16 protein-coding genes and 1 tRNA gene are annotated in these 21356 nt (G+C 45.6%); 10 read left to right on the top strand and 7 right to left on the bottom strand.

What is annotated here, in order from left to right; translation table 11 throughout:
- Positions 1-381 precede the first annotated feature (381 nt).
- Complete coding sequence (locus G6N79_RS16115) at positions 382-1869, top strand: amino acid permease (RefSeq protein WP_103907737.1); 1488 nt, start codon at positions 382-384, stop codon at positions 1867-1869.
- 931 nt (positions 1870-2800) lie between these two features.
- On the top strand, positions 2801-3268 hold the full coding sequence (locus G6N79_RS16110; protein WP_146060672.1) for a hypothetical protein: 468 nt from the start codon (positions 2801-2803) through the stop codon (positions 3266-3268).
- 31 nt (positions 3269-3299) lie between these two features.
- On the opposite strand, the gene G6N79_RS16105 is transcribed toward G6N79_RS16110, so the two are convergent.
- From G6N79_RS16105 to G6N79_RS16095, 3 genes are all read right to left on the bottom strand, one after another.
- A complete protein-coding gene (locus tag G6N79_RS16105; protein ID WP_103907739.1) occupies positions 3300-4628 on the bottom strand; it encodes an OmpA family protein in 1329 nt (442 codons plus the stop codon).
- 103 nt (positions 4629-4731) lie between these two features.
- Positions 4732-5586: a universal stress protein gene (locus tag G6N79_RS16100; RefSeq protein ID WP_103907740.1), complete on the bottom strand. Its 855-nt coding sequence runs from the start codon at positions 5584-5586 to the stop codon at positions 4732-4734.
- 16 nt (positions 5587-5602) lie between these two features.
- Positions 5603-6436, bottom strand: coding sequence for a universal stress protein (locus tag G6N79_RS16095; protein ID WP_160003813.1), 834 nt, complete (start codon positions 6434-6436; stop codon positions 5603-5605).
- Between the two features lie 140 nt (positions 6437-6576).
- Here G6N79_RS16095 and alaS point away from each other — a divergent pair, with 140 nt between their 5' ends.
- The 7 genes from alaS (at position 6577) to G6N79_RS16060 (ending at position 17672) form a co-directional block, all read left to right on the top strand.
- A complete protein-coding gene (gene alaS / locus G6N79_RS16090; protein ID WP_103907742.1) occupies positions 6577-9192 on the top strand; it encodes an alanine--tRNA ligase in 2616 nt (871 codons plus the stop codon).
- Between the two features lie 19 nt (positions 9193-9211).
- Positions 9212-10318 carry a TlpA family protein disulfide reductase gene (locus tag G6N79_RS16085; protein WP_103907743.1) on the top strand — a complete coding sequence of 369 codons (1107 nt, stop codon included), beginning with the start codon at positions 9212-9214 and terminating at the stop codon, positions 10316-10318.
- 103 nt (positions 10319-10421) lie between these two features.
- On the top strand, positions 10422-11111 hold the full coding sequence (locus tag G6N79_RS16080; RefSeq protein ID WP_103907744.1) for a response regulator transcription factor: 690 nt from the start codon (positions 10422-10424) through the stop codon (positions 11109-11111).
- Between the two features lie 124 nt (positions 11112-11235).
- Complete coding sequence (gene glmS, locus G6N79_RS16075) at positions 11236-13077, top strand: glutamine--fructose-6-phosphate transaminase (isomerizing) (protein ID WP_103907745.1); 1842 nt, start codon at positions 11236-11238, stop codon at positions 13075-13077.
- 6 nt (positions 13078-13083) lie between these two features.
- The gene (locus G6N79_RS16070) at positions 13084-15237 is read left to right on the top strand and encodes a DUF4954 family protein (RefSeq protein ID WP_103907746.1); all 2154 of its coding nucleotides are present in this window, start codon (positions 13084-13086) and stop codon (positions 15235-15237) included.
- A gap of 217 nt (positions 15238-15454) precedes the next feature.
- Positions 15455-16483 (top strand): 3-keto-disaccharide hydrolase, encoded by a 1029-nt coding sequence (locus G6N79_RS16065; protein WP_103907747.1) that lies wholly within the window; start codon positions 15455-15457, stop codon positions 16481-16483.
- Between the two features lie 145 nt (positions 16484-16628).
- Positions 16629-17672, top strand: a complete 1044-nt coding sequence (locus G6N79_RS16060; RefSeq protein ID WP_200818846.1) for an L-dopachrome tautomerase-related protein — start codon at positions 16629-16631, stop codon at positions 17670-17672.
- On the opposite strand, the gene G6N79_RS16055 is transcribed toward G6N79_RS16060, so the two are convergent.
- The 3 genes from G6N79_RS16055 to G6N79_RS16045 are packed head-to-tail and all read right to left on the bottom strand — an operon-like array spanning position 17667 to position 19334.
- The gene (locus tag G6N79_RS16055; RefSeq protein WP_103907748.1) at positions 17667-17972 is read right to left on the bottom strand and encodes a Smr/MutS family protein; all 306 of its coding nucleotides are present in this window, start codon (positions 17970-17972) and stop codon (positions 17667-17669) included. The two genes, G6N79_RS16060 and G6N79_RS16055, sit on opposite strands and share 6 nt — an antisense overlap.
- Positions 17973-18021: 49 nt before the next feature.
- Positions 18022-18420, bottom strand: a complete 399-nt coding sequence (locus tag G6N79_RS16050; protein WP_103907787.1) for a group III truncated hemoglobin — start codon at positions 18418-18420, stop codon at positions 18022-18024.
- A 5-nt stretch (positions 18421-18425) separates the two neighbouring features.
- On the bottom strand, positions 18426-19334 hold the full coding sequence (locus tag G6N79_RS16045) for a hypothetical protein (protein WP_103907749.1): 909 nt from the start codon (positions 19332-19334) through the stop codon (positions 18426-18428).
- A gap of 230 nt (positions 19335-19564) precedes the next feature.
- Here G6N79_RS16045 and G6N79_RS16040 point away from each other — a divergent pair.
- Positions 19565-19638, top strand: a tRNA-Pro gene (locus G6N79_RS16040).
- Positions 19639-20316: 678 nt separating this feature from the next.
- Here the strand turns inward: G6N79_RS16040 and G6N79_RS16035 are convergent.
- Entirely contained in the window at positions 20317-21288 is a 972-nt protein-coding gene (locus tag G6N79_RS16035; protein WP_103907750.1) for a glycosyltransferase family 2 protein, read from the bottom strand.
- Positions 21289-21356: the final 68 nt, after the last annotated feature.

Raw genomic sequence — 21356 nt, 5'->3', positions numbered from 1 at the left:
ATTATTTGATTTTTGTGAAATGTTACTTTCTTTGTTGACGGAAAGACTTGGAAAACATCCCGATAACGTGCTCCAAGAATTCAGAATTAGCCAATTGTACTTTGATAAAGCCGTTTTTTTAATCATTTCCGGGTGTGGGTGCCTATCCGTTTTCCGAAGGTCTGTTTGGTAAAATAGGGCTTGTGGAATAGGAGATTTTGTGCGTCAGAGAAATGTAAAATAATATTTGGCGGAAAAAGATAGATAAAGAATGATTGCTAAGTATTTTCTTTAAAAATCATTTGATTTGAAATTTTAAGGACTTTTTACTGCTGATTTGTTAAGTATTTGTTGTTTTTTTTAATTTTTTTGTAGGTTTGAACCTTTCAATTTATCTAATTTATGTGGTATAAAAAATCAATTTCTAAATTAATTGCGGAGGCCGAGCAGAGTGGTGAGGGTACCTTAAAACGGACGCTTTCCAGCTCAGGGCTGATTGCGCTCGGTGTTGGTGCGATCATTGGTGCTGGTCTGTTCTCCCTTACGGGAATTGCTGCGGCTGACCATGCCGGACCTGCGGTGATGCTGTCCTTTATTGTTGCTGCCGTGGGCTGTGCCTTTGCGGGTCTCTGTTATGCAGAGTTCGCTTCCATGATTCCCGTTGCAGGATCGGCCTACACGTATTCATATGCGACTATGGGGGAATTCATGGCGTGGATTATCGGGTGGGATCTGGTGCTGGAATATGCACTTGCCGCCGCGACCGTCGCCGTCAGCTGGTCCCAATATTTCAATGAATTGATGCAGATTGTCGGGATCAGTCTCCCTCCGGAGCTCCTGGCGGGTCCATGGGAAGGTGGGATGATCAACCTGCCGGCCATTATCATTGTCTGTCTATTATCGCTGCTCTTGATGCGCGGAACGCAGGAGTCCTCCTTCGTCAATAATATCCTGGTGATCCTGAAAGTCAGCGTTGTGTTGCTTTTCATCGTTTTGGGCTGGTCGTTCATCAATCCGGCGAACCACGATCCGTTCATTCCGGTGAACGAAGGCGAGGAGATGCTGAAACGCGGTGATATCGGATTTATGGAATTCTTTAACGGCGGTTATTTCGGTCATTACGGTATTTCGGGCATCTTGCGCGCCTCTGCGGTGGTATTCTTTGCCTTTATCGGATTTGATGCCGTAAGTACGGCGGCTCAGGAAGCTAAGAACCCAAAGAAAGGCATGCCGATCGGAATCATTGGATCCTTGGTGATCTGTACCTTATTATATGTGCTGTTCTCGTACGTGATGACGGGCTTGGCACCATATACCGCTTTCAGTGGTGATGCCAAACCGGTTGCTACGGCATTCGAAAGAACGGGCTACCACTTCCTGAATACGGCGATGATCGTGACCATTATTGCGGGTTATACATCGGTTATCCTGGTGATGCTTTTGGGACAGAGCCGTGTTTTCTACACCATGAGTAAGGATGGGCTGTTACCGAAGATTTTCTCGGACCTATCTAAACGCCAGACACCATGGAAGACAAACCTGATCTTTATGGTTTTCGTAAGTATCTTCGCGGGTTTTGTACCGGTTTCCGATTTGGGACACATGGTGAGCATCGGGACGCTATTTGCCTTTACCCTTGTGTGTATCGGTGTACTTGTCCTTCGTAAGACCAACCCGAACCTGGATCGTCCATTTAAGACCCCTTTGGTTCCTTTGGTGCCGATCTTGGGTATCTTGGTGTGTATTGCGATGATGGCTTCCCTTCCGTTGGTGAGCTGGGAGCGTTTGGGCATCTGGATGGCGATTGGTGTCGCGGTATATTTCTTGTATGGTCATAAGCACTCCAAATTGCGGAAAGAACGGGAAAGCTCCGGAACCGGTGTGGAGTAATTGATATAGCAAAGCATAAAACAGAAGGGGAGGCTGAAAAAGCTTCCCCTTCTGTTTTTCGTAGTTGCTGAAATCCCTAATATTAAACATTTATTTTAAAGGTTCTGAGCCAAATTAAATTCCGAACACCAAACATTTTGTTATATTTAAAGCAACTGCTTCTCAAGCGGTTGCTTTTCTTTCAGTTTGCTAAATCCATAATCATCCATGTTTTTTCTTGTATATTTCATACCGTGAACACGTAGTCGCGTTTTTCACTTTTCATGTATTCATCTGATTGTTTGACTTTTTCCTAATGGGGATATTGGATTGAATCCCGCCTGGAAGCGATGTAGACCTTGTCCGAGGTGCTAGCGAGGTGCGTGCGGAGTTCATGCGAGGTGAGAGCGTGCTATAGACACGCTCTCACCTCGCTCTCAGTACGCTCTCACCACGGACTCATGTCGAACAAGGTCGGGGCAAAATTAAAGCGATTTTTATTGTGTTTATGCCTTATATTGTTGTATTTCAGTAGTTTATATGTTTTTATGTATGTATGAATAAAATGATCAATAAACGTTTATTGTGGAGGTTTGGTGTGGTGGTTTTTGGGTTTTTGACTATTGCTGGTTTCGGGGAAGGGTAGTGGATATTTTATGTGCCTTCGGCATGTTTTTGGCACAAGTCCACCGCGCAAACCACCACGCTGGCGCAAGAGTTGTGCGGTAGGCCTGTGCAGTGGATCTCTTGTGCCTCAAAACCTTCACCCTTTTAGTCGATGCGCCAAAGCTATCGCAATTTGTGACGCCATGCAACCCCGCTTGGGGCTTGACAAATATGTGTGCGTGTTGCTAAAATAGTTACACCCCTCTGGGGTTGCATGGCGCAATCCCGAGTGCCAATTATTGTGTTTTGGTATTGCTGGTTAAAGCGCAAACTATGCTGGATGGCTATGCGCTATATCTTTTGTGCCTACGGCATGTTTTTGGCACAAGTCCGCCACCGCACTGCCCACTACAAAAGACTTGAGCCAGCGGGCGAATTCACGCGTTTAGGAGAGGTTTTGGGAGGGAATGGGCGCGCAGAGCGCGCCCATTCCCTCCCAAAACCTCTCCCTTATTTCAACCGCACAACGCTGGCGCAAGAGTTGTGCGTATGGCTCAGCGTTATATTTTTTATGCCTACGGCATGTTTTTTGGCACAAGTCCGCCACCGCGCAGCCCACACCAGAAGACGTTGCGCCAGCGGGCGAATTCATAATCTCCCCCTTTTTTCAAGCACAACGCTGGCGCAAGAGTTGTGCGGAAGGCTTGTGCAGTGGATCTCTTGTGCTCAAAAGGATGAATTTTCCCCAGCTCTATTCCCCTTCAAAAAACAAAAAAAAGGCTGCTCGAATTTCGAGCAGCCTTTCTGTATATAGCGTGGTTGTAAAAAAAGCTATACGTTGCAGCCTAGTAAAGCGTGAACTCTACACGTCTGTTTTGTTGGCGACCTTCAGCAGTGCTGTTGGTTGCGATAGGTTGGTTCGGACCGTAACCTGTAGCTTCGATTCGGGAAGCGTTAGCACCTTTGGATACCAAGTATGCTTTTACGGATTCCGCACGTTCTTTCGATAAACGTAGGTTCAATTGCAATGATCCTGTGTTATCGGTGTGACCAGCTAATTTCAGGCTGAAGTTTTTCTCGATCAATAAAGCAGCAACTTTATTCAAGGATTCGTATGAGGAAGGACGGATAGTCGCTTTGCTCAAGTCGAACTCTAGGTTTTTGATCGCCTCATCAACTACTTTCTTATCTTCTTCGGTAACAACGATTTTCTCGATTACCTTCGTTTCGTTCTTCAATTCTGGAAGTGGACATCCTGAACCGTCAACTTTTGTTCCAGCAGGTGTGTCAGGACACTTGTCGAATTTGTTAGCAACACCGTCGCCATCATCATCCGCAAGGTTCTCGTTGATCGTAGAGATCTCAGATTTCAATTGCTCATTGGAAGCGATCAAAGCATCACGCTCAGCTTTCAACTCATCGTATTTTGCGGACATGGTCGCAACTGGGTTGGAGTTACCTAGGTAAGGTTTGTTGCCATCACCCAAAGCGATCTCAAGACCTGCGTGTGCATACGAGAATAAGTCATTTTTGTATTGGTCGCCAGTTACGCCATCGAAGTTTTGGTTAGCCCAGTTCAATTGGTAACCTAGATCGATGTTGATGCCTCTAGCCACAGCGAATTTGAAACCTGCATCTACAGGAACGTACAATTTCGTTTGTGATTCTGCAGTAGTTTTGGTTTCGCCTACGAAAGTGGAAGTTTCGAAGTTCAATGCACCGATACCGAAAGCGAAGTAAGGCTTAATGATGCTGTTGAAGAATCTCCAGTTCGTGTTAGCAAAGGTGAACTCACCGGATAATGCTGCGGACCAAGGCATTTTTGTTTCGAATTCAGAAATTTCTGTTCCCGATGCATCTTCGTTCACACCACCAACTTTACCGCCCATATATTGCGCTTTCAAGCCGAATGATGGAGAGATTTGCTTCTTCACATAAGCACTGTAACCTACGTTGTGGTTCAATTTATCAAAACCTGCTCTATTGAAACCGAAGATGTTCGATTGATTCAGGACACCTGCGTTAACACCGATAGACCACGTTCTGTAATCTGTTGTTGGGCCTAAGATAGATGTTCCTTCAACAGTTGCTGTGTTGGTTTGTGCAAAAGTAGCAGAAGAGAGTAATACTGCAACAGCTAGTGCACTAGCTTTCTTAAAGTAAGTTGCTTTCATAATATAATATCAATTTGCCCCTGTAAGGCAAAAATATTGCCAAAACAGAAGCTGTTTTGGCAATAGGGTATTTTGTAGCTAAAATTGTAGTGTTTTGACTATACTATTTCAGGACACGGGCAAAAAATGTTGGGATTTTGATGTCAAAAGCCATTTTTTTGATCACATTGGATTCTGTGAGCTGACGGAAAACACTTTTCTTACTTTTCGTTAAAATCAATATTTCCACCTGTTCGTCCAATAGGACAGAAGTGATGGCCTGTGCCACGGATTCCTTCTGGCGCATGAATAATGTCTGTGGTTTGATGATATAGGAAATATCGGAAATGCCGATTTCGGATTCTATTCTGTTGATCCATTCCTTGAATTGCGCATCGATATCTTTGATCGGTCTGTCGTTCGTATTCACGTGAATCAGTACCAAACGGTAATTTGTTTTGAACAAAGGCAATGCCTGCTGTAAGGCCGTCAATTCCGCCTCTTTGAAGTTGCAGAGTAAACCTACCGTATCGTGTTTATAGGAAGTGCAGTCTACAGGGACGGCAAGTACCGGTGTTGTGGTGTTCAGGATGGTATCGTAAGTATTGGATCCGATAAATACCGCTTCCAGTCCTGAAGCGCCTTTCGTACCCATTACAACAGCATCGTACGGTGTCGCGTTTGTCACCTCCTTGATTTCGTCATATAGGTTTCCATTGCGGAAAATCGGATTGAAGGTTGCCGATGGAAATTCCTTTTGGAATGATTCCACTGCTTTTTTCATGTTTTCTTCGGCTTCGGGAACATTCGGGTCCGTAAGAGGCATATCGCCCTGTGCATTCAGGTAGCTGTTCGAATGGCTGGAAAAGACATGGACTAAATCAATTTCCTGTCCGGCATCGGCTGCCACCTGTGCCGCATAGCGTACGGCATTTTCCGAAAATTCAGAAAAATCTATAGGGATAAGTAGTTTACTCATGATTTATGGTTATTATTTAAATTTTATCAAAGAATGCGGGTCTGGTAAGTTCCAAGGCGATGGCTTTGGAAACCGAACCAACGAATAAGCGTTCGAAGAATGACTTTCTGCTCGGCGTGATCAGGATAATATCCGGATTGGCGTCGGTAATGATCTTGCTGACCACTTCCGGAACGGTATCCAAAGCCTCATCTTCCTTTTGGATTGGTTCAACGATCGGTTGGATATCCAGGATGGTACCCATTTCGCGGATGTTGTATGCCCAAGTATCCAGGGTTTCCATAACATTGTGGCCGTTCTGATTCTCCTTGTACACGTGGATCAAGTTGAGCTGTGCCGGTGTGCCGACCAACTGCTGAAATTCCTTCAGCGTATCGAGTTCCTCGGGCTTGAAGTTTGTCAATAGCGCAGCTTTGGCGTTGCTGAACGGTGTCTCCTGATTTGGAATGACTATGACCGGGATCTCGGACTTGGCCGATACGGCCACGGTCGTGCTCCCCCAGTAGAGCGGCTTGGATTGGCTATCTCCGGAAGCACCCATCACAATCAGCTGGTAATCGCCCGAACGGGAAAGCTCGGTGAGCTTATCAATGATCAAGCTTCTTGAGCATTCGATAGTGATATGGAGGTCGGGGTACTGCTGGATCAGCTGCGTCTGCAGTTCCTGGATCTTTTCGTCCGCCAATAGGGTAGGGTTCTTGTCGTTATCTGCCTCGGAGGCTCCAATGGAGCTGCTCGTGTAGCAGTGCAGCAGATGGATTTGCTGTCCTTGTGACTGGGCCAGTTGGCAGGCATAGGCTGCCGCATAGCGTGCATTTGCGGAAAAGTCGGTGGGGACAATGATGGTCATCTTCATGTATTAATTTGCGTGTGTTTTTATAAGAAGATAAATTTACGAAAAATATGCATCATAATGACAAAAATTGGATTTTAACCAAGTTTTAGTCGTCAAATTTAAGTAAGTTTGCGGTTAAATTAGCAGAGAAATAAATGACTAGTAGAGATATACGTCAAGCCTTTTTAGATTTTTTCAAGAGCAAGGGACATCAGATTGTTCCCTCGGCTCCGGTTGTGGTAAAGAACGATCCGACATTGATGTTCACCAATGCAGGCATGAACCAATTCAAGGAATTATTCCTTGGGGAGGCCGCCGTGAAATATCCGCGTGTTGCCGATACCCAACGCTGTCTGCGTGTTTCCGGTAAACATAACGATTTGGAGGAAGTAGGGATAGATACCTATCACCACACTTTGTTCGAAATGTTGGGGAACTGGTCCTTTGGGGATTATTTCAAGAAAGATGCCATCAACTGGGCTTGGGAGCTCTTGACCGAGGTCTTGAAGCTGGATAAGGACCGTTTGTATGTCACCATCTTCGAGGGCGATGCCACCGAAGGGTTGCAACAGGATCTGGAAGCTTTCGATCTTTGGAAAGCGCTTGTTCCGGAGGACCGTATTCTACTGGGGAATAAAAAAGATAATTTCTGGGAGATGGGCGAGATCGGTCCATGTGGTCCATGTTCGGAAATCCATTACGACATGCGTTCCGATGCGGAGCGCCAGGAAGTGCGCGGGCAGGACTTGGTCAATATGGATGACCCGCAGGTCATTGAAATCTGGAACCTGGTCTTTATGCAGTTCAACAGATTGAAGGACGGCAGCTTGGTTTCCCTTCCAGCAAAACATATCGATACCGGGATGGGCTTCGAGCGCTTGGTGCGCGCGATCCAGGGCAAATCATCCAACTACGATACGGATGTATTCCAGCCACTCATCCAATTTATCGCACAGAAATCAGGCATCCAATATGGTGCGGATGAAAAGACGGATATCGCCATGCGTGTGCTATCCGACCATATCCGTGCGGTAAGTTTTGCCATTGCAGATGGCCAATTGCCATCCAACAACAAGGCCGGTTATGTGATCCGTCGGATCCTTCGTCGCGCCGTTCGTTACGCGTACACCTTCTTGAACTTCAAGTCGCCATTCATTCATGAATTGGTGCCGGTGTTGGCCGAGCAGTTCAAGGGTGTGTTCGATGAATTGTACCAACAACAGGATTTCGTGGAAAAAGTAATCCTGGAGGAAGAAGTTTCATTCCTGCGTACCCTAACACAGGGTATTCAGCGTTTTGAATCTTACGCTGTTGATCACCAGGTCATTGAAGGGGATTTCGCCTTTGAGCTTTTCGATACGTATGGTTTCCCAATTGACCTAACGGAACTGCTTGCCCGCGAGCAAGGATTGTCAGTGGACATGAATGGGTTCCAGCAAGCACTGTTGGCACAGAAGGAACGTTCCAGAGCCGCAACAGCTATTGATACCGGCGATTGGGTGTTGGTGAATGAAGATTCAGAAAGTACGTTTGTGGGCTACGATAGCCTAAAGGCACATACGGAAATCATAAAATATAGAAAAGTTTCGGCAAAGGGTAAGGATCAGTACCAATTGGTTCTTTCTGAAACACCGTTCTATGCTGAAGGTGGTGGTCAGGTCGGTGATACCGGCTATCTGCACAACCTGGACAGTAACGAAAAGATCAGCATTGTCGATACGAAAAAGGAAAATGGCTTATTCGTGCATTTCGTGAATCAATTGCCGTCCATATTGACTGGCGATTTTGAAGCGGTCGTGAATGTGGAGAAGCGTAAGGATACGGAAGCGAATCACTCGGCAACCCATTTGTTGCATGCCGCACTGAAACAGGTGCTTGGCGACCATGTGAACCAAAAAGGTTCCTTGGTATCTGCAGATGTCCTGCGTTTTGACTTCTCCCATTTCTCCAAAGTAAGCTATGAGGAACTGAAACAGATCGAGGATATCGTCAATGCGAAGATCCGCGAGGACATTCCATTGAAGGAAGAACGGAATGTGCCTTACCAACAAGCGATCGAATCGGGTGTAACAGCACTTTTCGGTGAAAAATATGGTGATCATGTTCGCGTGATCACATTTGATGATCGATATTCCAAGGAGCTATGTGGCGGTACGCACGTTCGTGCGACTGGCCAGATCGGCTTCTTCAAGATCATGTCGGAGTCGGCCGTTGCTGCCGGTGTCCGTCGGATTGAGGCCATTACGGGAACCCGCTCTGAGCAGGTGATCCGGGAGCACTTCGAATTGTTGGACAACTTGAAAGGTATCTTGAACAATCCGAAAGATTTCGTGTCCGCGCTATCGAAAGTTATCGATGATAACAGTGCACTTCGGAAGGAAATCGACAATTACATCAAGGAGAAATCGCAGGGTCTTAAGGATGACCTGGAGCGCAAGCTGGAAAAGATTGGCGACATCAATTATATCGCTACGGTCGTTGACCTGCCGAGTGCGGATGCGGTGAAGACTTTGGCCTACACACTGAAAGGTGCCATCAATAACCTGTTCCTTGTTTTAGGTGCAGATATCGATGGAAAACCGAACTTGACGGTGATGATTTCAGATGAGCTGGCGAAGGAGCGCGGTTTCCATGCGGGGAATATCATCCGGGAATTGGCGAAAGAAATCCAGGGTGGTGGCGGCGGACAGCCATTCTTTGCAACCGCAGGGGGTAAAGATGCATCTGGTCTGGAGCGCGCCATTGCAAAATCGAGGGAATACGTAAAATAAGTTTTAATAAGGAGTACGCATGAAAAAGTTTGCCATTCCATTTGGTATATGTAGTTTGATAGGTCTTGGGTTTAGCTCATGTTCCAATGCTGACAGTATTCAGGTTGGAGGGGTAATCCATAATCCGGGCAATGTGAAGGTGGTGAGTTTCTATGAAGGGGAGACCAAGTTGGACTCTACTTTTATCGCGGATGGGAATAGGTTCAAGTTTGAGCGTCCTGCCACGCAGGAACGGCTGTTGACCATTGCCGTGGGCAAGAACAGGTATCCTGTCATCTTGGAGCCGGGTAAGGAAGTTGAGTTCAATGTGGACCTGCAGCAACCTGAAACCTATGAAGTGAAGAATTCGGAGCTTTCGACGAAGCTGCAATCCTTCGCACCCAAAAAGGCGCGGATCGATTTCGTGCGCGACAGCCTGCAACAGCAGTTTACAAAAGCGACGACCGATATGGATGCCAATGGAATCCAGAACCTGCGGTCACAGATGCTGATGGAATTTGCTCCGTTCTTTAAGCACTACGTAAAAGAAGCGGTGGATTTTTCGAATGCCAATGCGGACCTGTCGGGGTTCTATATCATGAGCACCTTGGATCCGGAAATGGCCGAGCCTGAATTGATCGCCTATGCGGACAAGATCAAGGATGAGTTTCCGAACAACCGCTTTGTGACCGAATTTAAGACCGAAGTGGACAAGTTGCGGAAGCTGGCCGTAGGGCAGAAAGCTCCGGAAATTACGGCCTATACGCCGGACAATAAAACTGTAAAGCTGTCCGATTTTAAGGGCAAGGTTGTTCTGGTCGATTTTTGGGCATCCTGGTGTATGCCATGCCGGGAGGAGAATCCGAACATCGTTAGGCTCTATAATGCCAATAAGGACAAGAACTTTACCGTGTTGGGTGTTTCTTTGGATAATAACCCGGGTTCGTGGATGCGGGCCATTCAGGACGACAAATTGACCTGGACGAATATCTCGGATCTGCAGGCTTGGAGTTCGCCGTTAATCATCGATTATTCCATAAAGGGAATACCGGCTTCCTATCTGCTGGATGAGAACGGGGTAATCTTGGCTAAAAACCTCAGGGGAAAGCAATTGGAAGATTTTTTAACGAAAACCTTAAAAAATTAAGAAGGCTCTGTTAAATTACTTTTAAGTGTTAACAATAACTTAATGTTGCTTTAACTTTATTTTATAATAAAGTATATACCTTAGCGAAAAAAATACACTGTATATGGCCAATCAAAAGATTCTTGTGGTTGATGACGAAGCAGATATCGTCGAACTCATTTCGTACAATTTAACCAAAGAAGGTTACCAAGTATATACAGCTTCCAATGGTAAGGAAGCTATTAAGGTTGCAAAAGAGGTTTTCCCGGACTTGATCATCTTGGATGTGATGATGCCGGAGATGGATGGTATCGAGGCGTGTCGGTTGATGCGTTCCATGCCGGAATTCAAGCAGGTATTTATGGTATTCCTAACTGCACGCAGTGAAGAATATTCGGAGATTGCCGGTTTTAATGTCGGTGCAGATGATTACATCGCCAAACCGATCAAACCTCGCGCACTGATGAGCCGTATCAACGCAATCCTGAGACGCAATACAACGGAAGTTATCGACGACCAGACCTCCGATAAATTGGAGATTGCCGATCTGGTCATTGACAGGGATTCCTTCCTGGTTTACCGCGGAGAAGAGAAGTTCGTGCTGGCCAAGAAAGAATTTGAATTGCTCTACCTGTTGGCCTCCAAGCCGAACAAGGTTTTTACTCGTGAACAAATCCTGAAGGCCATCTGGGAAGACTCGGTGGTCGTGACCAATCGGACGATCGACGTGCATATCCGAAAGCTCAGGGAAAAAATCGGCGATACCTATGTGACAACGGTCAAGGGAGTTGGCTACAAATTTGAATTAGAATAACAATTATATAACATAGAAAAACCGGACTTGGTCCGGTTTTTGTCTTTTAGAGCGCGCAACCGATTGCATTTACTATTATTATTAATATATTTAATATTTTAAAACTTAGATTAAACGAGAACATATGTGTGGAATTGTCGGTTATACCGGAACGCGTCAAGCTTATCCAATCGTAATTGATGGCTTGAAAAAATTAGAATACAGAGGTTATGACAGTGCTGGTGTAGCACTTCAGCAAGGAGACTCCGTGAAGGTGTACAAGAAGGCAGGAAAAGTCGCTGCCTTGGAAGAATTTGTTGGGAACCAATCGACGGCTGGCACAACGGGGATTGGACATACCCGCTGGGCGACCCACGGTGAACCATCCGATCGCAACGCCCATCCCCATGTTTCCAAATCCGGAAACCTTGCGATGATCCACAACGGGATTATCGAAAACTATGCACAGCTAAAAAGCGAACTTCAGAAGGCAGGGTACGAATTCCATTCGGATACGGACTCCGAGGTACTTTTGAATTTCATCGAAGATATTAAATCCAAGAACGCATGTAGTTTGGAGGAAGCCATCCGTATCGCGTTGAAACGCGTGACAGGTGCCTACGTAATCCTCCTGATCGATGCAGCTCAACCAGATACGATCATCGCTGCCCGCAAGGGAAGCCCTTTGGTGATCGGAATCGGGAAGAATGAACATTTCCTAGGATCGGATGCATCACCGATGCTTGCTTATACCAAGGAAGTAGTGTATATCAACGATTATGAATTGGCCATCGTAAAACCTGATGAGCTGATCCTGAAAAACCTCGGTAACGAAGTGATCACACCATTCGTTCAGAAATTAGATCTGGAATTGGCGGCAATCGAAAAAGGTGGATATGACCATTTCATGTTGAAAGAAATCTTTGAACAACCGACAACCATTGCAGATTCTTTGCGTGGTCGTTTGGTTCTGAATGAGCACAAGATTATCCTTAGTGGGGTAGACGCCATCCAAGATAAGTTGCAGCAGGCACGCCGTATCATCATCGTAGCCTGTGGAACAAGCTGGCATGCGGGTCTTGTGGCAGAATATGTCATTGAGGAGCTATGTCGTGTAAATGTCGAAGTGGAGTATGCTTCGGAATTCAGGTACCGTAATCCGGTGATTTCTTCCGATGATGTCATCATTGCCATTTCCCAAAGTGGAGAAACAGCGGATACGCTGGTTGCTTTGGAACGCGCGAAAGAGCAAGGTGCAACAATCTTCGGAGTCGTGAACGTGGTTGGTTCTTCCATCGCACGGATTTCACATGCCGGTTGTTATACGCACGCTGGTCCGGAAATCGGTGTTGCCAGTACAAAAGCGTATACCGCGCAATTGGCCGTATTGATGTTGTTTGCCCTGAAATTGGCGAAAGCAAAAGGTACCATCTCGGATGAGCGTTTTGATGAATTGTGCCAAGAATTGCACGATGTGCCAGAAAAGGTACAGTGGGTATTGGACAATGAAGTGGATAATATCAAGGCTATCGCCTATAAATATAAAGACGCACGCGATGTGCTTTACCTAGGCCGTGGGTATAATTTCCCTACTGCCCTGGAAGGTGCATTGAAGCTGAAGGAAATCTCCTACATCCACGCTGAAGGATACCCTGCGGCGGAGATGAAGCATGGACCGATTGCATTGGTCGATGAAGAATTGCCGGTAGTGTTCATTGCAAGTAAGGACACCTACCACGAAAAGATCGTAAGTAATATCCAAGAGATCAAGGCCCGTAAGGGTATGGTGATCTCGGTGATGACCGAAGGCGATGAGGTGACACCGACCATTTCAAATGATGTGATGGTGGTACCTGAAGCTGATGAGGTGATCGCACCTTTATTGACCGTTGTTCCATTGCAGTTATTATCGTATTATATCGGTGTTTACCGTGGTTTGGATGTGGATAAACCTCGGAATTTAGCCAAGTCGGTAACTGTGGAATAATCGGTTATGGGATATATTATCAAGCAACCTTTAAATTGGATCGGGTATGATTTCATACCCGCCGAATACCTTCCGGAAGGGAAGGACGAATACTACCTGCGTTTCGAGCAGAACAAGAACCAGAAGACTTACCGTAACCTCACTGCGGAAGAAATCCAGATCCTGGAGATGAACCACAATGAGTCTACGGATTGGAACGATGTACTGGTGACGGATAAGTTCTTTCCGAAGCAGATCAAGCGTTCGAAGTTCTTTGGCTTGGTGCGCATCGGTGATATGGAGGAGGTGTACCTGGAATACCGGGACATCCGCCTGCCCGTGGGGATCTACAATTCCCAGATCATCAGTTGCGACCTTGGCGATTGTGTTGCGCTGCACCAGGTGCGCTACATTGCCCATTTCATCGTGGGGAATGAAGTAATTCTGTTGAACGTCAATGAGATGGAAACCAGTTCCAATGCGAAATTTGGGAATGGTATCCTCAAAGCGGGCGATCAGGACAGCAGTCGGATCTACCTGGAGCTCTGCAATGAGAACGGTGGCCGCTCGGTGTTACCCTTTGATGGGATGCAGGCGGCAGACGTGTACCTTTGGACGCGCAACCGCCAGGATAAGGTCCTGCAGCAGCGCTTCTGGGATATTACCCACGCCGGATTCAACGATATCCGAGGCTATTACAGCGAGATCGGCGATCGTACGGTCATTAAGAATTCCCATACGTTCAAGAATGTGAAGATTGGCTCGGATGCGTATATCAAGGGGATCAGTAAGCTTAAGAACCTGACGGTGAATTCCACCTCGGAAGCCTATACCCAGATCGGGGAAGGTTGCGAATTGGTGAACGGTATCATCGGCTATGGTTGCCGGGTATTCTACGGGGTGAAAGCGGTTCGCTTTATCCTTTCGTCGTACTCCCAACTGAAATATGGCGCACGATTGATCAATTCATTCTTGGGGGATAATTCCACGATCTCCTGTTGTGAGGTATTGAATTCCCTGATCTTTCCAGCCCATGAGCAACACCATAACAACTCTTTCCTGTGCGCAGCATTGGTGAAGGGACAGAGTAATATGGCTGCCGGTGCCACTGTGGGTTCCAACCACAATTCGCGGGGTGCCGATGGTGAGATCATTGCCGGCCGTGGCTTCTGGCCAGGGTTGTGCGTGAGCTTAAAGCACAATTCGCGTTTTGCGTCCTATACCCTGATCGTCAAAGGAGACTTCCTGCATGAGCTGGATATCAAGTTCCCTTTTTCGTTGATCAGCAATGATGTAACACATGACCGTTTGGTCGTGGTTCCGGGGTATTGGTTCATGTACAATATGTATGCGTTGATGCGCAATACCAATAAGTTCATTTCACGCGATAAACGTTCCTTCAAGAATCAATATTTCGAATACGATATCCTAGCTCCCGATACGGTGAATGAACTGTTTACGGGGCTTTCAGAGATCGAGCGAGCAGTGGGCAAGACCCTAGGCATTGCCGATCCACGTGGATGGCTTGAAGCTGAGGGTAAAGCGACCGAGGAGATCTTTGTCGATAATGCCGAGTTCTCCAAACGTCAGGTCCTGTTACTGAAACCACGGGAATCATACAAACTTTTCAAGAAACTGATCCGCTACAATGCGGTGTGCCAAGTATTGGAGCATGTGGCGCCAGCTGTCGTTCAGGAAAAGATTAACGATTTCATCGCATCCGGAACCAAGCGGGTGCAATTCGAAAATATCGGTGGGCAGCTTGTGCCGGTGCCGAAATTGGAACAATTGCTGGATGACCTGAAGAAGGAGGAGGTTAATTCTTGGGCAGCGATGCATGCGCGTTATCATCAGATGAGCAATGAATACATTACCGATAAACTGCACCACGCGCTGGCTTCATTAGCTGAAGTTACTGAACGCGATGCTACAAGTTGGGATGCACCATTCTGGAACGAACTGTTGGATGAAGCGCTAGCGACCAAGAAATGGATCTGCGAAGAAATCCACAACTCCAGAAGCAAGGACTACCACAACCCTTTCCGATTGATGGTCTATGAATCGGTGGAGGAGATGAACGAAGTAGTCGGTCGATTGGAAGATAATAGCTTCATCAATCAGCAGACCGCAGAATTCGAGAATTTCACAAGTAAAGTGGCTGCTTTTAACGGTGCGTTTTAAGTTACCAAAAGTGTAGTCGCTCAACAGCACATAGGAAGGCGAAATCATCAATGATGATTTCGCCTTTTTCGTTTGCCTTTTGTAACAGCTTAATACGAAAGCACAAATAAACTGCTGTTATTGATAATTTTTGCTAATTTTAGTATCCGCTTCGGCGTGCATGCCTAAACCGGATCGGTAACCAAATGGACAAAAAAATCAACAAATACACAAACACATGATCAAACAATTTGCTTATGGATTGGCCTTTACAGGTCTGTTGGGCTTCGGCTTGACGTCCTGCCAACAAGGTGCTTCGGATAAGAACAATGCGGGACAGGATTCCACTGCGCAGAAAGAAGAAGTAGAACATAACCCGGCTTCACAGACCATTCCCGAAGAGTCGAAGGACCTATTGGGACGTTGGGACCTCACAGTGGATAAGGGTGGAAAACAAGTTCCTTCGTGGATCGAGATCAAACTATCGGGTTTTACGACCTTGGTTGGTGCATGGGTTGGTGATAGTGGCAGTAGCCGTCCGATCTCGCATATCAAATTGGTTGATGGTAAATTCTCCTTTGCAATCCCACCACAGTGGGAAGGTGGCGAAGGCGACTTTGTGATTGAAGGGGAATTGGCAGCCGGAAATCTAAAAGGAACGATTACCAGCAATACAGGAGAAAAATATACCTTCACCGGTGTAAAAGCACCTTATCTGAACCGTACGGCAGCAGTTTCCTGGGGGCAACCGGTGGAATTGTTCAATGGAAAGGACCTGACCAACTGGAAGCCTTCCAATGAGAATAACAAATGGGTGGTGAAGGATGGTATCCTGACCAATGAAGCTGCAGGAGCAAACCTTATTACTGAACAGACCTTTGAGGATTTCAAGGTGAGTCTGGAATATAGATACCCGGAAGGATCCAATTCCGGAATCTATCTGCGTGGCCGTTACGAGGTACAGATCGAGGATTCACCGAAGGATAGGCATCCGGGAACTTTGTATCTGGGAGCTGTCTACGGCTTCCTGGCACCGAATGAAATGGTCACCAAGGGACCGAACGAATGGAATACCATGGACATTACCTTGGTGGGCCGTTTGGTAACCGTAGCCATCAATGGGAAAACGGTGATCAATAACCAGGAAATCCCAGGTATCACCGGCGGGGCATTGGACAGTAAGGAAGGAGAGCCTGGACCGTTGTACATCCAGGGTGACCATGGTCCGATCGAATTCAGAAAGATTACCCTCACGCCGGGCAAATAAGCCCAGTGATATGGATAAAAACGAAAGAGCGCAAACAGAACTTGCGCTCTTTTGTTTTAAAAACAGTACCTTACCAAAAAGATACCGTATCATGAAGAAGTCCCTATTAAGTTTAATCTGCTGTTTTTCCCTAATATTACCTGTTATGTCCCAAACCATTGACCCGCGCTTGGAAGTTGTCGCTACGTTCGGCGAATCCCAGCCAATTGGCGTATCTGTCTCATCCGATAACCGAGTTTTTGTATCCTTTCCGAAACGGCAACCCTATGTTTATGGATTGACGGAAATCGTTGCGGGCGAGCGGAAGCCTTTTCCCGATGCCGCTTGGAATGCAGTTGAAGGCAAAGCAGAGGAACATTTTGTGAACGTGCAGGATATCTATGTGGATACAAATGATCAATTATGGGTATTGGACTCCAAACCGGCTTCCTCTGGATCCATTTTCGGCAGTTCGGATAAGGGACCGAAAGCTGGTCAATTTAAAATGGTACAGATTGATCTGGGAACCAACCAAGTCAAAAGAGTATATACCTTTGATGACCTGGATAAAACAAAATCAGGACTCAATGATGTCCGTATCGATACGGAAAAGGGATTGGCTTATTTCTCCGACCCTGGGCAGGCAGCCATTATCGTTATGGATCTGAAGTCCGGCAGAAGTAGGAAAGCGTTGGCGAATTCCGAATTTACGCTCGCGGATTCGACGATCGTCCTGCAGTTTGATGGGGAAGATATGGTTGACCATCATGATAAACCCTTCTCTTCGAATGTGAACGGTATTGCCCTGACGAAAGATAACAAATGGTTCTACTTTAAGCCCATCAATGCGAAAAAACTCTATCGTATCGCGACCGAATACCTTGCCGATCCAAAGCTGACCGATGCCGAATTGGCGAAACATGTGGAAGATATGGGGGAAGTAGGGATTACCCATGGCTTGGCAGCGGATAAGGAAAACAACATCTACCTTACCACCTCATTAGATTATACCGTTCGCCGCCTGAAACCGGATGGAAAAATAGAGATTCTGGCGCAGGACTCCCGGATATTGTGGCCTGACTCGATGGGCGTGGGATCAGATGGATACCTGTACTTCTCCTGTGCGCAGATGCATCTGCTACCGCATTGGAATTACGGCGCCAACAAATTAATCTTTCCCTTTGGTGTTTACCGTGTCAAGGTATTATAGTCCGATAACCACCACCACGATATCTTCATTGGCGTAGGAGGGGTGGAAGTGACTGATCGCTCGGGAGTCCTTATAGACCTGTAGCTCTTCGTAAACTGCCTTGCGCAGGATGCCCTTACCTTTTCCATGGATAAATTTGATTTCGGGATAATCCCAATAGATGGCGGCATCCAGCTGATCCCTCAGATAATCGATGGACTCGGCCAGGAGTTCGTCAAGTTCATAATCTTCCAGATCGGCAAGGAAAGCCTCGGCGTGGAGGTCGACAGTTTTTGGTGGTTTGGGTAATGCACGTGCCATCCCCAAAATTAAGGGTTCTCCCGTAAAATTCCCCGAAATATTTCGGATTCTAGAGTAATGGCCGGAAAGGATCTTGTCGGATATGCTGCAATTTGATCTGGAACAGCTCGGCCATCTTGTGTGCCCGAAAGCGGGCCTCTTCAGTTACCGGACCTGCAAACTGGGCATCCAGATTGGATTCGAATAGGGTTAGCCAGCGTTCAAAATGTTCTTTATCAATGGGGAGTTTTGCATGTGGAGGAAAAGGTCGGCCGTTATAGGTATGGGCATCGAACAGGATGGTCTGCCAGAACCGGTACATCTTCTCCAGATGCGTCGGCCAGTTGTTCCCGATCTCCCGATCGAAGATGGGGCCGATTAAGGCGTCCTGACGCACTTTGCCGTAAAAGCTATCCACCAACAGCTTGATGTCGTCGAGATTGCTGATATCGCTTCTTTGCTCTTCCATTTCCATTAATTCATGTGGCTACCAATCAATGTCGGGAGAAGTGCCTTGGCATCCTCGATTTTATTGTCGTTCAAGAAGTTGATATAGCGTTCCAGTTTTTTGTAGGCAGCAGAGTTGGGGGCCAGTTCGGTGAGATAGGCATAGGCATCCTTAAAGTAAGGCGAAACCTGTTGCCCTTCGATCACCGGTGTATTGTCCATACCGATGGTCAGGTTCGTCAGGTACCATTCGTATTGCTCGTCGGCCTTGGCCTTTAGCCAAGGATCTTTCGCATTCTTCGCAAAATCTTCCCACCAGATTACACGCTGAACGAGATATTGGTAGGGGATGATGATCGCAGCATCCATGGCAAAACCTTCCTTGTTCTCCTGGGCCATCTGCTGCAGGTAGATCTCGAAATTCTTGGAGATGTAGGGATAGAAATTATTCTGGATATAGAACGGGTTGATCTCCAGGTCGGGCATACCTTCCACTTCGCGCACGCGAAAACCATTCTTGTTGATCTTTTCGTAATCGGCTTTCAGCTCTTCAGGGATGTCAGCATTGCCTTCATTGAACTCTACATCCACCAACGCGCTGTAATTTTGGTTTTCATCGAATGTTGTGCGATTCCCGAAGATGGTAAGCTTGTTCATGAAATCGATGATCAGTCCAACAGCTTTATCGCCTTGCACGGTATCCTTTTCCGGGAAAAGCTCATTGAATTTGGCGGTCACCTTGCTGACACTCTGGATATCGTTGGAGTCCAATGCCAATAGGTAATCTTCCAAACGATCGGATTTCGATAGGGTATATTCCGTATTGGTGGAGTCTACAAAAGTACTATCGCTGACCGGCTGTTCCTTGTTGTTGGAAACACAGGAAGCAAAAAGTAGGGCAAAGGGCAAATAGGTGCTGATGGATTTAATTTTCATGAGATTCTGGCATTTAATACGCTGAAATATTCTTGTTTGCTCACTTCAAATATCGGGCAAATTATTCAGAAAGGAGCGAAAAAACCGAGGAAAAGGAGGTTAATGGGGGCTAATCAGGTAAATTATCGTGATAATAATCAGGATATTAATTTATTGTTGTTGGAAATATTTTGATATATGTTGCATAAGATTGTATATTTGTGCCACACAAAACAAAGGTGATACCTTTTCGGGGTGTAGCGTAGCCCGGTATCGCGCCACATTTGGGATGTGGAGGTCGTAGGTTCGAATCCTGCCACCCCGACACAAAAAAGCTCGACTTTCGTCGGGCTTTTTTTGTGTCCGGGTGTGGCAGATTCGAACCGAAGTTCGATCCGCAGGAGGCTCAGGGCTGTGTTGGGGGATAGCGGGGCTGAGCCAATCCTGCCACTCCATCGCCGATTCGATGTGCTCGACTTTCGTCGGGCTTTTTTTGTGTCCGGGTGTGGCAGATTCGAACCGTGGTTCGATCCGCAGGAGGCTCAGGGCTGTGATAGGTAAACGTTTTGGGAAGGGAGGCAAAAAGGGAATGGGAACTGAAAGCGTGAAGAGACACCGCCACTTAATCGATTTCTTTCCGTTTGAAAGCAATAATCATTGATACCTACCAAGAAATTTGGCATAAAAAATCTCATCAGTGTCTAAAAACATAATGGAATCATCGATTGCGTTTTGAACACTTAGTTTTGTTGCGGGGTCCATGACCTTTTTTTTGGTCAAGAAAGAACATTTAAAACGAAATGTCTCCAACATAATCTTAAATGTCTTATCCTATCTTTTACTGCGATTTATTTGATGAAAAATCGTTAACCTAAAATGCGCTCTATATCAGGATAATTTTGATTAATTATAGAATTTATCCAATCGACAATAAATTTTTTGAGATTAAATAAAGGGAAAATTTTACCTACTATAAATCATGTTGTGATAAAAAAATAATAATTTATCTTTCGAATCTTAGAAATAACTTGTCAAATAGCTGGAAAGATTGCATTTGGAAGCTTAGTTTCAACAATTTGCCGCGAACCCTACTTTTGGAAAATAATGTCATAACTTCATGGTGATATGCTTTGTGCATGAATTGAAGGGATTCAATTCTTTTTACCTTTGTAAGGTTGAGGTTGTAGATATTATCGAATAAAGCCTTGGTCCAGAAAGTTAATTGTCCACCGACCAAATCTTTCGAATTGGATTTTTCAAGCAATTGGGTTAAGGATAATTTAATTTGGTCATATAAGGTAAAAATATCCTGCATGGATATCTTTCTACTGACCGCAGAATTGGGGATTACTTGATAATAATATCCTTTGTATGAGGAAAGAAAGATCTTCTCAATAAATCTCAAATAATTGATAAAAAAGATGCAATCCTCAGCTAATTTTATGTTTTCAGGGAATTGAACATTGTTTTCAATGACAATGGACCTATCGTATATTTTAGAGGCTACATAGCCGTATTTGGTGATATGGAATTGATGGGTAAAATCATAACAGGATATTGCTTGATCTTTGATGTTATAAATTTCATTTTTTTCACCTTCCAGATCAACCTTATAGAAATCAAGAACAATAAAGCTTTCAGGATACTTCAATTGTTCCTTTTGCAGAGTTTCTAAGTAGTGGGCATCAATAAAATCATCTGCATCAATAAAAAGGAGGTATTTACCATTAGCTTCCTTGATCCCCTGATTTCGCGCACTGCTGACTCCTTGGTTACTTTGGTTAAATAAGTTGAAGCGTTGGTCATTTAAGCAATAGTTTTCGCAAATGGTGGCTCCATTGTCTGTTGAGCCATCATTGATAATGATGACTTCAAAGTCATTAAAGTTTTGTTTGCTGATACTCTCTAGGGTTTTAATAATATAATCTTCAGAATTATATAAGGGAATTATGATTGAAAAAAATGGAACCGTCATAGTTAAATTATATAGTTGGTTTGAAAAAATCCTACGCTAATTGAATTTTTTACAAAAATGTAAATTTT

This window comes from Sphingobacterium lactis (assembly GCF_011046555.1).
Taxonomy (GTDB): domain Bacteria; phylum Bacteroidota; class Bacteroidia; order Sphingobacteriales; family Sphingobacteriaceae; genus Sphingobacterium; species Sphingobacterium lactis.
This window is presented reverse-complemented; position numbering and strand designations above follow the sequence as displayed.